Here is a 13,914-nt window from a genome sequence, read left to right on the forward strand (position 1 = left end):
GCCGAGGAGCCATCAGCCGTGTCGGACACTTCCCGCCCCCGTGCCTCCCTCCGCACCGCCGTGGTGTGGGAGGTCCTCAAGGAGGCGCTCGACCGCCGGGTGAAGGCGACCGGGCGGGATGTCCTGGACGTGCTCGACACCGGTGGCGGCACCGGCAAGTTCGCCGTGCCGGTGGCCCGTCTGGGCCACCGGGTCACGGTGGTCGACCCCAGCCCGAACGCGCTGTTCGGGCTGGAGCGCCGGGTGGCCGAGGCCGGTGTCGCCGATCTCGTGCGCGGCGTGCAGGGCGACGCCCAGGGTCTCCTGGACGTCGTCGAGCAGGACGCCTACGACGTGGTGCTCTGCCACGGCGTACTGGAGTACGTGGACGACCCCGCCGAGGGCGTGGCCAACACGGTGGCCGCGCTGCGGGCCGGCGGCACGCTCAGCCTGCTGGCCGCCGGCCTCGGCGGGGCCGTGCTGGCCCGCGCCCTGGCCGGGCACTTCACGGAGGCCCGTACCGCCCTCACCGACCCGGCCGGCCGCTGGGGCTCCGGCGACCCGGTACCGCGCCGCTTCACCGCCGAGCAGCTCTCCGAGCTGGTCGGCGGCGCCGGCCTCGCGGTCGGCGCGGTGCACGGCGTGCGGATCTTCGCCGACCTCGTGCCCGGGGTCCTGGTGGACACCGAGCCCGGCGCCGTGGAGGCGCTGCTGCGTCTGGAAGAGGCCGCGGCCGAGCTGCCCGCCTTCCACGCCGTCGCCACCCAGCTGCACGTCCTGGGTGAGAAGCAGGCCTGAACAGCGACCTTCCGCGCGGAGTCGGCCACACACCCTCCGATCCGCCGGTCGGCCCCGTATGATCAGGTGCAAGACCGGCATGGTGGACGGACCATTGGGGAATAAGGGCCTCAGTGACCGCCCCCGCGGCGGTACGGTTTTCACGCAGTGCTTTTACCGGCTGCGTCATTTCTGGGCCGTGTCCAATTGGAACGTGGCGTAGAGGGCGGGTGTCACGGGGGCGATTCCCCGCCTATCCTGAAGGGGACCCCTGGTCGCTACCCCCCGCGACCGACGGATGAGGAGGACTCCCGTGCCGCTCTCGGAGCACGAGCAGCGAATGCTCGAGCAGATGGAGCGAGCGCTGTACGCCGAAGATCCCAAGTTCGCGACAGCGCTTGAGGGAAGCGGACTGCGTACGTACACCCGGCGACGGGTCTACCAGGCAGTCGCAGGCATTGTGGTGGGTATCGCGCTCCTCATGACCGGTGTGATCATTCCGAACGTGCTCTGGATCAGCGTGGTGGGTTTCCTCGTCATGCTGGGATGTACGGTCCTGGTGGTCACCGGTTGGCGCAAGGCACCCAAGCCTGGCGAGCAGCCCGTCTCCGGAAGTACCGGTGGTTCGGCCCATGGCCGGAACCGGCAGCGTCGGTCGATGATGACCCGCATCGAAGAACGGTGGCAGCGCCGCCGTGACGAGCAGGGGCAGTAGCCCCGGACAACGTGGGTGAGGGGATGGCCGCTGTGCGGCCGTCCCCTCACTTTTCTGCGTTCCCGTACGGCATGATGATCCGATGAGTGTGCTCCCCCTGGTCTTCACCAGCGGCTGGGCCAGTGGGATCAACGCTTACGCCGTGGTCCTCCTGCTCGGCATCTTCGGCCGCACCGGCCTGACCGACGACGTCCCCGCCGCCCTGCAGCGCACCGACGTGCTGGTCGTCGCGGCGGTGCTGTTCCTGTGCGAGGCGATCGCCGACAAGGTCCCGTACATGGACTCGATATGGGACACCGTCCATACCGTGATCCGCCCGGTGTCCGGCGCGGTGATCGGCGCGCTGCTGGCCGGGCAGACCGGCTCGCTCCCCGAGATCACCGCCGCCGCGGTCGGCGGCTCCACGGCTCTGGCCAGCCATTTCATCAAGGCCGGCACCCGGATGGCGATCAATACCTCGCCCGAGCCCTTCACCAATGTGGGGATGAGCATCGCCGAGGACCTCGGCGTGGCCGGGCTCGTCACCTTCGCGATGTTCAATCCCGAGGCCGCCGCGATCATCGCCGCCGTGCTGCTGGCCATCGGGCTGGCGATACTGGCCTTCCTGTGGAGCCGGATCCGCCGGTTCCTGCGCCGTCGCGCCCAGCGCCGCGAGGAGAAGCGGCTGGCCGCCGGGGTCCGCGAGACCACCGGGGCACCACCCCGCTGACCACGGGGTCACCAGGGGGGTCGATAGGCTCGGCCGCATGGCACGAATTGCGGTGATCGGCGCCGGCATGGGCGCGATGGCTACGGCGGCCCGGCTGGCGGTGGCGGGGCACCAGGTGACGGTGTACGAACGCGGGACGACCTACGGCGGAGCCGTGGGGCGGTACGAGCGCGAGGGCTTCGCCTTCGACACCGGGCCCGGGCTGCTGCACCTGCCCGCCGTCTACCGCGATCTCTTCGTGAAGACCGGCAAGCGGCCGCTGGAGACCTGCGTCGACATGGTCCAGGCGGACCCGGCCATCCGGCACGTCCTCCCCCACCACGGCATCGACGTCGCGCTCCCCGGCGCCTCCCACGGCGGTGTCGCCGCCGCCCTGGAATCCGCCTTCGGCCCGGGCGCGGGCGAACGCTGGAACGCCGTCCTGGGCCGTGCCCGCGACGCCTGGGACGCCACCCGGCGCCCGCTGCTGGAGGAGCCCCTGCGGCCCGGCGCCCGGCAGAGCCTGGGCGGCGACCCGTATCCGGCCCTGCGCCGCAGCGGTCTGCTGCGCCGCCGTACGCCGACCCTCGCCGAGGTGGCCGACCGGGAGCTGGGCGGCGCCCTCGCGGAGCTGTTGACCGGCCTGGTGCGCGGGTACGGGATCGACCCCGCCACCGCACCGGCCTCGGCGGCCGTGCTCCCGTACATGGAGCAGACCTTCGGCAGCTGGTACGTGCGCGGCGGGATGCGGGCCCTGGCCACCGCCGTGTACGAGCGCTGCCTGGAGCGCAAGGTCGCCTTCGTCTTCGGGGCGGGAGTCCGGGAGGTCCTGGTCACGGACGGTCGCGCGGCCGGTCTGCGGCTGGCCGACGGCACCGAGGTGGCCGCCGACACCGTCGTGTGCGGGATCGACCCCCAGCAGCTGCCCGCCGGTTCGCTGCCGTGGCCGCCGGAGGCGGTTCCCGCCCGCGGGGACGGCGTGCCGGGGCGGATCACGCTCCTGCTCGCGCTGCGCGGCTCCCGCCCCGCCACTGCCGTGCACCGCACCCTGGTCCACGCCTCCGGGGCGCAGGTCACCGTCATGCGCCCGGACGACCCGGCCACCCGGCCCGACGAGGAGCACGAGGCGGTCACCGTGAGCGCCGTGCCCGGGCCCGGGACCTCGGACCCCGCCGAGCTGCTGAACCTCGCGGAGAAGGCCGTACAGGGGCTGCGGGAGCGGCTGTTGTGGCAGGAGGTGCGCACTCCGGCCGACATCGAGGCGGCGACCGGGGCGCTGGGCGGCGCGGTGCCCCCGCCCGCCCTCGCGGGGGCCGGGGGCCGGCTGCTCCAGCCGGCCAACACCACCGCCGTGCCCGGGCTCTACCTGGCGGGCGGCTGGGCCCACCCCGGCGGCGGGCTGGCGCACGCCGGGATGACGGGGGCCCTGGTGGCCGGACTGATCGTGGAGGGCGCGGAGTTCCGCGGCTCCCAGTGAGCGGTCAGTAGCGGTACTGCTCGTACCCGCCCTGCTGGGGGTACGGGTACTGCTGCGGCGGCTCGCCCTGGTCCTCCATCGGGTAGGACTGGCCGGCGCCGTCGGTGGACCGCTGCTGCGGGACCCAGACCCCGCCGGGCGGGGTGTCCGTGGAGTACTGCTGCTGGCCGTAGCCGGCGTACGGGGTGTAGTCGTACGGCTGGGGCGGGGCCATGCCGCCGCCGGTGCCGATGTACGGGTCCGAGTAGGCGGCGTAGACCTGCTGCTGGTCGCCCGTCGGGTAGCCGCCCGAGTAGTCGTAGCCGCCCTGGTTCTGCTGGTCGTAGTACGCCGCGTACTGGTGGGCGTCCTGCTCGGCCGTGGTGAACGGCGAGGCGAAGGCCGCCGTCCGGTCGGCCTCGGGCGCGAGACTCTGTATCCCGTAGGACCCGGTGTCCTCGGGCACCGGCTCCGGGCTGTAGACGACCGGGGGCGCGTCCCGGAACGACCGCTCCTCGGGGGCCCCGTCCGCGGCACCGCCGCCGGCACCGTCGGCGGCAGCGTCGTCGTACTGCAGCGCGGTGACCTGGAGGGCCGGCTCCTGCTTGGTGCCCGCGGCCCGGCGGCGCCGGTTCTGCCGTACGGGTTCCCCGCCGCGGCGCAGCGCCCAGCCCGCGACGAAGCCCTTGCGGAAGGACAGCGTCACCAGGGTCTGGCCCACGGCGAACGCCAGCGCGCCGGCGCCGATGACCGGCACCGACGGCAGTATCACGCCGGCGACCACGCCGAGGAAGCCGGCGAAGGCGAGCAGGCGCCAGCGGAGCCGGGCCTTGTACTGCATCAGGACCTCGGCAAGCAGCCACAGCGCGACGAATCCGAACGCGATGTAGAGGACCGTCATTCCCATGCGTGGCCCCTCTCGGTACGGCCGCCGGCGCGGGAACGGGAGGCGGCCGCTCAGGCCCGCTGGTGCAGGCCCAGGTTCTCGTAGATTTCGAGAGTCGCCGTGGAATTGTTGAGCGTGATGAAGTGCAGCCCCGGGACACCCTCGGACAGCAGTCGCGCGCAGAACTCCGTGGCGAACTCGATGCCAATGGAGCGTACAGCGGCCGGGTCGTCCTTGACGGCGAGCATGCGCTCTTTCACGTCCGCGGGGAAGACCGCGTTGCTGAGCTGGGGCAGTCGGTCGAGCTGCTTGATGCCCACAACAGGCATGACCTCGGGGATGATCGGGGTCTCGCAGCCCGCCTTCTCGACGCTGTCGCGCAGCCGCAGATAATTCTCCGGATCGAAGAACATCTGGGTGATCGCGTAGTCGGCGCCTGCGTGGCACTTGTCCACGAAGTGCCGGATGTCCGTGTCCCAGTCCGACGAACGCGGGTGCATCTCGGGGAAGGCCGCGACGCCGACGCAGAAATCGCCGGACTCCTTGACCAGCCGGACCAGGTCGGCGGCGTAGTGCACGCCCTCGGGGTGCGCCACCCACTCGCCCATCGGGTCGCCCGGCGGGTCTCCGCGCACGACGAGCATGTTGCGGATCCCGGCGTCCGCGAACTGCCCGATGACATTGCGCAGCTCGGCGACCGAGTGGTCCACGGCGGTGAGGTGCGCGACGGGGGTGAGGGTGGTGTCCGCGGCGATCTCCTGGGTGGCCTTGACGGTGCCGCCGCGGGTGGAGCCGCCGGCGCCGTAGGTCACGGACACGAAGCTGGGGGATACCGCCTCGACCCGGCGCAGGGCGTTCCAGAGGTTGCGTTCGCCCTTCTCCGTCTTCGGGGCCCAGAACTCGAAGGAGTACGAGCGCCCGGACGCGAGGAGGTCGCGGACCGTGTGTGCACGATCCGACCAGGTGGAAGCGGTACCAGAGGCCATGTGGGCAGGTTAGACGCGGCCCGGCGTACGCCGAAGCCTTGTCCGCCTTTTGGACACGTTTTTGGACACTTGAGGGGTCGGCTCCGGCCGGAAGGCGTCCGTACGGGGTAACGCGACCGCCCGTGGTCCGGGCGGACCGGACTCAGCCGAGGCGGGCCCGGACCCGCTTGGCGAGCTCGGCGGCGGCCGCGCCGGGGTCGGTGGCCTCGGTGAGGGCGCGGACGACCACGATGCGGGTGGCGCCGGCGTCCAGCACCTCGTCCAGGTTCGAGCCGTCGATGCCGCCGATGGCGAACCAGGGGCGGTCCTGCTCCAGGGAGGCCGCGTACCGGACCAGGTCCAGGCCCGGGGCGTGGCGGCCGGGCTTGGTGGGGGTGGGCCAGCAGGGGCCGGTGCAGAAGTAGTCCACGCCGGCTTCGGCGACGGCCGCGTCGACCTCGCCCTCGGCGTGGCAGGACCGGCCGATCAGCACCCGCTCGCCGAGGATGGCGCGGGCCGCGGGGACGGGGATGTCGCCCTGGCCGAGGTGCAGGACGTCGGAGCCGATGGCGTGGGCGACGTCGGCGCGGTCGTTCACGGCGAGGAGCTTGCCGTGGCGGCGGGCGGCCTCGGCGAAGACCTGGAGGTGTTCGAGTTCCTCCCCCGCCTCCATGCCCTTGTCGCGGAGCTGGACGATGTCCACGCCCGAGGACAGGACGGCGTCGAGGAACTCGGGGAGGTCACCCTGGCGCTTGCGGGCGTCCGTGCAGAGGTAGAGCCGGGCGTCGGACAGCTGCATGGGTTTACCCCCCGTGATGGAGGCGGTGTACGGGCCGCGGCCCGTACACCGCTGTGGAGCGAAGGCGATCAGGTCAGAGGGCGAGCGCCTGAGCGCGGCGCTTCACCTCCGTGCCGCGATTCTCGCTCAGCGCCTGCACGGGGGTGCCGGGCAGGGTCGGATCCTCGGTGAAGAGCCATTCCAGGATCTCCTCCTCGGTGAAACGGTCGTCGCGCAGCACGGTCAGCAGGCCGACGAGGCCCTTGACGACCTTGTCGCCGTCGATGAAGGGGGCCGGAACCTGCAGGGAGCGGTTCTCGCCCCGGCGGACGGCGATGAGCTGCCCTTCCTTGACCATCTGGCGGACCCGGGTCACCTCGATGCCGAGCATCTCCGCGATGTCGGGGAGGTACAGCCATGAGGGGACAAGGGCATCGATCTTTGCGTCAATCTCGGTCACAGGCACAAGCCTGCCATCTCGGCTGCGCCGCCGGTACCTGGGCGGCCCCGTCCGGGTCGCGTCCCATGCCGGGGCTCCGCCCCGGACCCCGCGCCTCGAACGCCGGCGGGGCTGAAATCTCCCGGCGGGCAATCCGCCCCCACCAGGTGGACGGCAGCAGCCGAAATCCAGCCTCGCCGACGTTTGAGGCGCGGGTCCGGGCGGAGCCCGGCGGCCGTCAGGCCGTGGCCGACTTGAGGGGTACCTCGGGGTCGGAGACCTTGGCGGGGTCCAGCGGGACCGCCGCCTCGATCAGCCGGCGGCCCTGCGCCATGTCGCGCGGACGGCCCACGACCAGCACGGCGACGAGCGCGCCGTCGCGCAGCCAGCACGCCGACCAGGCGGGTCCGGCCGGGTCCCCGCGCAGGAGCAGGGTGTCGGCCCCGCCGTGGTGTCCGGCGTACTGCACGAAGCGCCCGAACTGCTCCGACCAGAAGTACGGCACCGGGTCGTAGACCTGGGCCGGCTCCCCGGCCAGGATGTTCGCCGCGACCGTCCTCGGTCCCTGGAGCGCGTTGTCCCAGTGGTGCACGAGCAGCCGCGTCCCGTACCGCCCGGACGGGAAGGAGGCGCAGTCGCCGACCGCGTACACGCCGGGCAGCGAGGTCCGCAGGTACGCGTCCGCGGTGACCGAGCCGTCGGGGCCGCGTTCCACGCCGCTCCCGTCCAGCCATCCGGTGGCGGGGCGGGCGCCGATGCCCACCACCACCGCGCCGGCGGGCAGGGTCCGCCCGTCCGCCAGCAGGACCCGCCCCTCCTCGATCCCGGCGACCTTCGCCCCGGTGATCAGCTCCGCGCCCGCCTCCTGGTACCAGCGCGCCATCGGCTCGGCGACCTCGGCGGGCAGGGCCCCCGCCAGCACCCGGTCCGCCGCCTCGACCACGGTCACCTCGCAGCCCGCCTCCCGGGCGGCGGTCGCGAACTCGGCGCCGATCCAGCCCGCCCCGACGACCACGGCCCGGGGCGATGCGGCCAGCACCGGGCGCAGCCGGGCCGCGTCGTCCAGGGTGCGCAGCAGGTGGACGCCCGGGACGCCCTCGGTCCCGGGGAGGGTCAGCGGCTGCGCGCCGGTCGCCAGCACGAGGATCCCGTACGGGACCGGTCCCGCCTCGGTGTCCAGCTCGTGGACGGCGGCACGCAGTCCGGTGACCTCGACGCCGAGCCGGAGGTCGATGTCGAGGCCTTCGAAGTCCACGTCGAAGGCGGAGTCCTCGGCCTTGCCGAGGAGGACCGCCTTGGACAGCGGGGGCCGGTCGTAGGGCTGGTGGGGTTCGGCTCCCAGCAGGGTCACGGGGCCGGTGAAGCCCTGTTCCCGCAGGGCGACCGCGGTCTGGACCCCGGCCATTCCGGCGCCGACGATCACGACGCCGCGCTGATTCTGTTCCGTCTGCTCGCTCACCCCGCCACCCTAATCATCTGACGCTCCGTCAGGAATAGGTGCCGCCTTACCCGCCATCCACCGCCGGGTTAGTCTGGCCACCGTACCTATCGCGGGAGTCCGGCGCACCGGGCTGAGAGGGAGGCTGGCCGGCCTCCGACCGTACGAACCTGATCCGGGTCATGCCGGCGAAGGGAGGGGCTGGACGCCCATGCACTCATCCCGAACACCCCGAACACCTCGGACGGGATCCGACGTCCTCGTCATCGGGGGCGGAATCATCGGCCTGGTCACCGCCTGGCGGGCCGCCGCGCGTGGACTGCGCACCGTACTCGCCGACCCCGCACCCGGCGGCGGCGCCGCCCAGGTCGCGGCCGGCATGCTCGCCCCCGTCACCGAACTGCACTACGGCGAGGAAGCCCTGCTGGGCCTCGGCCTCGCCTCCGCCGCGCGCTATCCGCAGTTCGCCGCCGAGCTCGCCGAAGCCAGCGGCGGCATGGACATCGGCTACCGCGCCTGCGGCACCCTCGCCGTGGCCCTCGACGCCGACGACCGCCTCCACCTGCGCGAACTGCACGCCCTGCAGCGCCGCTGCGGCCTGGAGTCCGAGTGGCTCACCGGCCGCGAGTGCCGCCGCCTGGAGCCCATGCTCGCCCCGGGCGTACGCGGCGGCCTGCGCGTCGACGGCGACCACCAGGTCGACCCCCGCCGACTCGCGGCCGCCCTGCTGGCCGCCTGCGAACGCGCCGGCGTGACCATCCACCGGGCCGGCGCGGAGCGGCTCCTCACCACCGCCGACCGGGCCACCGGCGCCCTCCTCGACGACGGCACGGAGCTGCTCGCCGACCAGGTGGTCCTCGCCGCGGGCTCGCTCACCGGCCGGCTGGCGGGCGTACCGCCGGAGGTCGTGGCCCCCGTACGGCCGGTCAAGGGACAGGTCCTGCGGCTCACGGTGCCCACCGCGTACGCGCCGTTCCTGTCGCGGACCGTACGGGCCGTCGTCCGCGGCAGCCACGTCTACCTGGTGCCGCGCGAGAACGGCGAGCTCGTCATCGGCGCCACCAGCGAGGAACTCGGCTGGGACACCACCGTCACCGCGGGCGGGGTCTACGAACTCCTGCGCGACGCCCACGAACTGGTCCCCGGCATCACCGAACTCCCGCTCACCGAGACCCGGGCGGGACTGCGCCCCGGATCCCCCGACAACGCCCCGCTGCTCGGCCCGACCGAGCTGCCGGGCCTGCACCTGGCCACCGGGCACTACCGCAACGGGGTGCTGCTGACCCCGCTCACCGGCGAGGTCCTCGCCGAGCTGCTGGCCACCGGCGAACTGCCGGAGATCGCGCGCCCCTTCACCCCCCGCCGGTTCTCCGCCGCACGTCAGGAGTCGTACGCATGACCATCTCCGTCAACGGCGAGCCGCGCGAGATCGCGGCCGGCGCCACCCTCGACACGGTGGTCGCCACCCTGACCACCGCCCCCTCCGGCGTCGCCGCCGCACTCAACGAGACGGTGGTCCCGCGCGGGCAGTGGCCGGCCACCGTCGTGGGCGACGGCGACCGGGTCGAGATCCTGACCGCGGTACAGGGAGGCTGACCGGCATGGCGGACGACCTCTTCACCCTCGGCGGCCGGACCTTCACCTCCCGCCTGATCATGGGCACGGGCGGGGCCCCGAGCCTGGACGTCCTGGAACGCGCCCTCGTCGCGTCCGGCACCGAACTCACCACGGTCGCGATGCGGCGGCTCGACCCCACGGTCCAGGGCTCCGTCCTGTCCGTGCTGGCCAAGCTCGGCATCTCGGTCCTCCCCAACACGGCGGGCTGCTTCACGGCGGGCGAGGCCGTCCTCACGGCCCGCCTGGCACGCGAGGCCCTCGGCACGGACTGGATCAAGCTGGAGGTGGTCGCGGACGAACGGACCCTGCTGCCCGACGGCGTCGAACTGCTGGACGCCGCCGAGATCCTGGTGGACGAGGGCTTCACGGTCCTCCCGTACACCAACGACGACCCGGTGCTCGCACGGAAGCTGGAGGACGTGGGCTGCGCGGCGATCATGCCGCTCGGGTCCCCCATCGGGTCCGGCATGGGCATCCGCAACCCGCACAACTTCGAGCTGATCACGGAGCGCGCGTCGGTCCCGGTCATCCTGGACGCGGGCGCGGGCACGGCGTCCGACGCGGCCCTGGCGATGGAACTGGGCTGCGCGGCGGTCATGCTGGCCTCGGCGGTGACCCGGGCACAGGAACCGGTCCTCATGGCGTCGGCCATGCGCGACGCCGTCTCGGCGGGCCGCCTCGCCTTCCGCGCGGGCCGCATCCCCCAACGCCGCTTCGCCGAAGCCTCCTCCCCCACGGAGGGCCGCGCCACCCTGGACCCGGAACGACCGGCGTTCTGAGGAGTACGAGGCCTCGGGGCGGGGCCTTCACCCCCGCGGCGCGGTGCCCCGGGCCGGTGGCTGCCCACCCGCCCCCCTCGGCGGCGGGGGAGCGGGGAGCGCAAGGCCGGACGGCGGCTTCGGGGTGGGCGGGAGCCACTCGACCGGCATCAGGGATGCGTGTGGGGGTTTCCCGTCAGTCCGATCGTCTCCGGGTCGGGCCGCCCCCTCAAGGGCGCTCCTTCGTCGCGTCGCTTCGCGATGTCGCTGCGCTCCACCCTTGACCGGCCGACCCGCCCCAGAGGAACGAAGACTGCCGGGAAACCCCCAAAAGAACGGGCCGGGCGTTCAAGGATCAGGACGGGGAGTCGGATATGCCCATGCCTGTCCCGGGTGAGGGACGAGCAGGAGACGGGACCCATCCAGACCAGGGCCCGGGGCGAGGGGCGCGTCCAATCGCTACGCGCTCCTCACCTCTCAGCGTCCGACGACCGTCTGTGGCTGGACATAGGCCGCCCACAGCCTCAGATGCTTCCCACTGACAGCGTCCGACGACCGTCTGTGGCCCCTCATAAGCCGCCCACGACCCGCAGAGACTCCTCACGAGTCGCGCCTGACCGCCGTCCGGGGCGGAAAAGCATGAGACAGCGGCTATTCCGCAGTGGATGCGGGTCAGCGCACATGGGTGGCCCGAAAGACCAGCCATTTGCCCCAATTACCCCTATTTGGGGATGGGTTTGTGGTGTCCTGCTCGCGCTGACCCGGTCCCACTACGGAATAGGTGAAGTGACGGCGGTCAGCTCCTCCCATCTGTTCTCATCAGCCCCTGTCGGCCGTCGGTCGCGGTCATGGAGAAGCGCGTAGCGATCCGAGGCGGCCTATGTCCGGCCACGGCCGGTCGTCGGACGCCTCCCGAGAGGGGCGTCCAAGGGTCTTGGGCGGCTTATGTCCAGCCCAAGACGGTCGTCGGACGCAGAGGGATGAGGAGCGCGTAGCGATCTGGCGCGCCCCACCGACCCGGGCCCTGGTCCGGATGGGTCCCGTCTCAAGACCATGTCGCCGGGACAGGGCTGGGCATCTCTGACGGGCCCGTCCCTGGAAAGGAAAGCCCGGCCCGTTCTTTTGGGGGTTTCCCGGCAGTCTTCGTTCCTCCGGGGCGGGACGGTCGGTCAAGGGTGGAGCGCAGCGACATCGCGAAGCGACGCGACGAAGGAGCGCCCTTGAGGGGGCGGCCCGACCCGGAGACGATCGGACTGACGGGAAACCCCCACACGCATCCCTGATGCCGGTCGAGTGGCTCCCGCCCACCCCGAAGCCGCCGCCCGGCCTTGCGCCCCCCGCTCCCCCGCCGCCGAGGGGGGCGGGTGGGCAGCCACCGGCCCGGGGCACCGCGCCCGCGGGGGTGAAGGCCCCGCCCCGCCCCGCCCAGCGTCACAGGTGCGCTGCAAGGCGAGACGCCCAGGACGGGCTCCGCTCGGCGGCTCGTAGAATCGGCGGGTGGATACGACCCTGGATGACCCCCTCGTCGGGCGCGTGCTCGACGGCCGCTACCGCATCGACGCCCGCATCGCGGCCGGCGGCATGGCCACGGTCTACCGGGCCGTCGACACCCGCCTCGACCGCGTGCTCGCCCTGAAGGTGATGCACCCGGCCCTCGCCGCCGACGCCGCCTTCGTCGACCGGTTCATCCGCGAGGCGAAGTCCGTCGCCCGGCTCGCGCACCCGAACGTGGTCGCCGTCTTCGACCAGGGCACGGACGGGCCGTACGTGTACTTGGCCATGGAGTACGTCTCCGGCTGCACCCTGCGCGACGTGCTCCGCGAGCGCGGCGCGCTCCAGCCCCGGGCCGCCCTCGACATCCTCGAACCGGTCCTCGCCGCCCTCGGCGCCGCCCACCGGGCCGGCTTCGTCCACCGCGACATGAAGCCCGAGAACGTCCTGATCGGGGACGACGGCCGGGTGAAGGTCGCGGACTTCGGGCTGGTCCGGTCGGTCGACTCGGTGACCAACACCACCGGCTCCGTCCTCGGCACCGTCTCCTACCTGGCCCCCGAGCAGATCGAGAACGGGGTCGCCGACACCCGCGTGGACGTCTACGCCTGCGGTGTCGTCCTCTACGAGATGCTCACCGGCTCCAAGCCCCACGTCGGCGGCACCCCCGCGCAGGTGCTCTACCAGCACCTGCACGAGGACGTCCCGCCCCCGTCCGCCGTGGTCCCGGGGCTCGCCGTCGGGCTCGACGAGCTGGTCGCGCAGGCCGCCGCCCGCAATCCCGAGCTGCGTCCCTACGACGCGGCCGCCCTGCTCGGCCTCACCCGCGAGGCCCGCGCGCTGCTCAGCGACGCCGAGCTGGACGCCGTACCCCCGCAGGCGCGCGCCGAGGAGCGGTCGTCCGCCGAGGACCGTACGGGTGTGATCCCGCGCCCGGTGGCCGAGCAGCAGCCCGTGCAGCACACCTCCCGCCTGGAGATGCCCGCCTCGCCGCCCGCTCCGCCCGCGCAGCGGCCTCAGGCCCCCGCGCGGCGGCCCCGCCGCGGGGTGCTGCTCGTCGTCGCGGGCGTGCTGCTCGCGCTCGGGCTCGGGGCCGGCGTCTGGTACATCAGCTACGGGCAGTTCACCAAGGTCCCCAACCTGCTCGGCAAGACCGAGGCGCAGGCCCGCTCCCAGCTGTCCGCGGCCGGACTCGGGGTGAAGGGGGTGAACCGGAAGTTCAGCGACGCCTTCGACCGCGGGACGGTGATGAACACCGATCCCCCGGGCGGCCGACGGATCCGCGGCAACGACGCGGTGACCATCACCATCTCCCGCGGCCCCGAGGTCGTGGCCGTGCCGAACCTGAAGGGCCGGCCCCTGGAGGAGGCCAAGGCCGAGCTGACCCAGTCCGGGCTGGCGCCCGGCATGGTCACGCAGGCCTTCAGCCAGGACATCGCCCAGGGTTCGGTGATCAGCACCAATCCGGCGGGCGGTGAGAAGCGGGCGCCCGACACGGCGGTTTCGCTCGTCGTCAGCAAGGGTCGCCCGGTGCCGGTGCCGAGCGTGACCGGTCTCCCGGTCGATCAGGCGACGGCCGCTCTCGAGGCTCAGGGCCTCAAGGCCGTGACGGCTCCCGAGCAGGTCAACGCCCCCTTCGCGGCCGGTACGGTCGCCAACCAGTCGATCGGCGCCGGCACCCAGGCCGCGGCCGGGGAGACGGTCACGCTGACCGTGTCCAAGGGCCCCCGGCAGATCCCGGTCCCGAACGTGACCGGCCAGGACGTGGACGCGGCCCGCAAGGCGCTGGAGGCCGCCGGCTTCAAGGTGAAGGTGGACCGGCCGCTGATCTCCTTCAGCAACACGATCGACACCCAGTCGGTGCCGGCCGGGCAGAACGCCCCCGAGGGCACCACGATCACCATCAAGACCAAGGGGCTGTAAGCCG

General features: G+C 73.0%; 13 protein-coding genes and 1 riboswitch. Of the genes, 8 read left to right on the top strand and 5 right to left on the bottom strand.

All coding sequences use genetic code 11. From position 1 onward, the window contains the following. The first annotated feature begins 18 nt into the window (after positions 1–18). The 4 genes from JYK04_RS13815 to JYK04_RS13830 all read left to right on the top strand — a co-directional run bounded on the left by JYK04_RS13815 (position 19) and on the right by JYK04_RS13830 (position 3,636). Positions 19–777, top strand: a complete 759-nt coding sequence (locus JYK04_RS13815) for a methyltransferase (protein ID WP_189736241.1) — start codon at positions 19–21, stop codon at positions 775–777. Positions 778–1,069: 292 nt separating this feature from the next. Next, positions 1,070–1,471, top strand: a complete 402-nt coding sequence (locus JYK04_RS13820; protein ID WP_189736243.1) for a DUF3040 domain-containing protein — start codon at positions 1,070–1,072, stop codon at positions 1,469–1,471. An 82-nt stretch (positions 1,472–1,553) separates the two neighbouring features. Next, positions 1,554–2,180 carry a DUF4126 domain-containing protein gene (locus JYK04_RS13825; protein WP_189736245.1) on the top strand — a complete coding sequence of 209 codons (627 nt, stop codon included), beginning with the start codon at positions 1,554–1,556 and terminating at the stop codon, positions 2,178–2,180. Positions 2,181–2,217: 37 nt separating this feature from the next. Then, positions 2,218–3,636: a phytoene desaturase family protein gene (locus JYK04_RS13830; RefSeq protein WP_189736247.1), complete on the top strand. Its 1,419-nt coding sequence runs from the start codon at positions 2,218–2,220 to the stop codon at positions 3,634–3,636. A gap of 4 nt (positions 3,637–3,640) precedes the next feature. Here JYK04_RS13830 and JYK04_RS13835 read toward each other — a convergent pair whose 3' ends face one another. From JYK04_RS13835 to JYK04_RS13855, 5 genes are all read right to left on the bottom strand, one after another. After that, on the bottom strand, positions 3,641–4,522 hold the full coding sequence (locus tag JYK04_RS13835) for a hypothetical protein (protein WP_189736249.1): 882 nt from the start codon (positions 4,520–4,522) through the stop codon (positions 3,641–3,643). 50 nt (positions 4,523–4,572) lie between these two features. Beyond that, entirely contained in the window at positions 4,573–5,487 is a 915-nt protein-coding gene (gene metF, locus JYK04_RS13840) for a methylenetetrahydrofolate reductase [NAD(P)H] (protein WP_189736251.1), read from the bottom strand. Between the two features lie 142 nt (positions 5,488–5,629). Next, positions 5,630–6,265, bottom strand: a complete 636-nt coding sequence (gene thiE / locus JYK04_RS13845) for a thiamine phosphate synthase (protein WP_030016873.1) — start codon at positions 6,263–6,265, stop codon at positions 5,630–5,632. Positions 6,266–6,338: 73 nt separating this feature from the next. Continuing rightward, on the bottom strand, positions 6,339–6,704 hold the full coding sequence (locus JYK04_RS13850; protein ID WP_189736253.1) for an Rv2175c family DNA-binding protein: 366 nt from the start codon (positions 6,702–6,704) through the stop codon (positions 6,339–6,341). 217 nt (positions 6,705–6,921) lie between these two features. After that, positions 6,922–8,142 carry an NAD(P)/FAD-dependent oxidoreductase gene (locus JYK04_RS13855; RefSeq protein ID WP_189736255.1) on the bottom strand — a complete coding sequence of 407 codons (1,221 nt, stop codon included), beginning with the start codon at positions 8,140–8,142 and terminating at the stop codon, positions 6,922–6,924. A gap of 81 nt (positions 8,143–8,223) precedes the next feature. Further along, positions 8,224–8,335, top strand: a riboswitch (TPP riboswitch). On the opposite strand from JYK04_RS13855, the gene thiO reads away from it, so the two are divergent. The 4 genes from thiO to pknB all read left to right on the top strand — a co-directional run bounded on the left by thiO (position 8,333) and on the right by pknB (position 13,910). Next, a complete protein-coding gene (gene thiO, locus JYK04_RS13860) occupies positions 8,333–9,520 on the top strand; it encodes a glycine oxidase ThiO (RefSeq protein ID WP_189736257.1) in 1,188 nt (395 codons plus the stop codon). It overlaps the preceding riboswitch by 3 nt. Next, complete coding sequence (thiS, locus tag JYK04_RS13865; RefSeq protein ID WP_189736258.1) at positions 9,517–9,717, top strand: sulfur carrier protein ThiS; 201 nt, start codon at positions 9,517–9,519, stop codon at positions 9,715–9,717. Before thiO ends, thiS begins: the two co-directional genes overlap by 4 nt. Positions 9,718–9,722: 5 nt before the next feature. Continuing rightward, the gene (locus JYK04_RS13870) at positions 9,723–10,517 is read left to right on the top strand and encodes a thiazole synthase (RefSeq protein ID WP_189736260.1); all 795 of its coding nucleotides are present in this window, start codon (positions 9,723–9,725) and stop codon (positions 10,515–10,517) included. Positions 10,518–11,993: 1,476 nt separating this feature from the next. Then, positions 11,994–13,910 carry a Stk1 family PASTA domain-containing Ser/Thr kinase gene (gene pknB, locus JYK04_RS13875; RefSeq protein ID WP_189736262.1) on the top strand — a complete coding sequence of 639 codons (1,917 nt, stop codon included), beginning with the start codon at positions 11,994–11,996 and terminating at the stop codon, positions 13,908–13,910. The last annotated feature ends 4 nt before the right edge of the window (positions 13,911–13,914 follow it).

This window comes from Streptomyces nojiriensis (assembly GCF_017639205.1).
Classification (GTDB): Bacteria; Actinomycetota; Actinomycetes; order Streptomycetales; family Streptomycetaceae; genus Streptomyces; species Streptomyces nojiriensis.

Bases quoted from the DNA above. Each gene is read 5' to 3' on its own strand.
- JYK04_RS13825 (WP_189736245.1), top strand. From the start codon at position 1,554: ATGAGTGTGCTCCCCCTGGTCTTCACCAGCGGCTGGGCCAGTGGGATC.
- JYK04_RS13830 (WP_189736247.1), top strand. From the start codon at position 2,218: ATGGCACGAATTGCGGTGATCGGCGCCGGCATGGGCGCGATGGCTACG.
- JYK04_RS13835 (WP_189736249.1), bottom strand. From the start codon at position 4,522: ATGGGAATGACGGTCCTCTACATCGCGTTCGGATTCGTCGCGCTGTGG.
- metF (WP_189736251.1), bottom strand. From the start codon at position 5,487: ATGGCCTCTGGTACCGCTTCCACCTGGTCGGATCGTGCACACACGGTC.
- thiE (WP_030016873.1), bottom strand. From the start codon at position 6,265: ATGCAGCTGTCCGACGCCCGGCTCTACCTCTGCACGGACGCCCGCAAG.
- thiO (WP_189736257.1), top strand. From the start codon at position 8,333: ATGCACTCATCCCGAACACCCCGAACACCTCGGACGGGATCCGACGTC.
- thiS (WP_189736258.1), top strand. From the start codon at position 9,517: ATGACCATCTCCGTCAACGGCGAGCCGCGCGAGATCGCGGCCGGCGCC.
- JYK04_RS13870 (WP_189736260.1), top strand. From the start codon at position 9,723: ATGGCGGACGACCTCTTCACCCTCGGCGGCCGGACCTTCACCTCCCGC.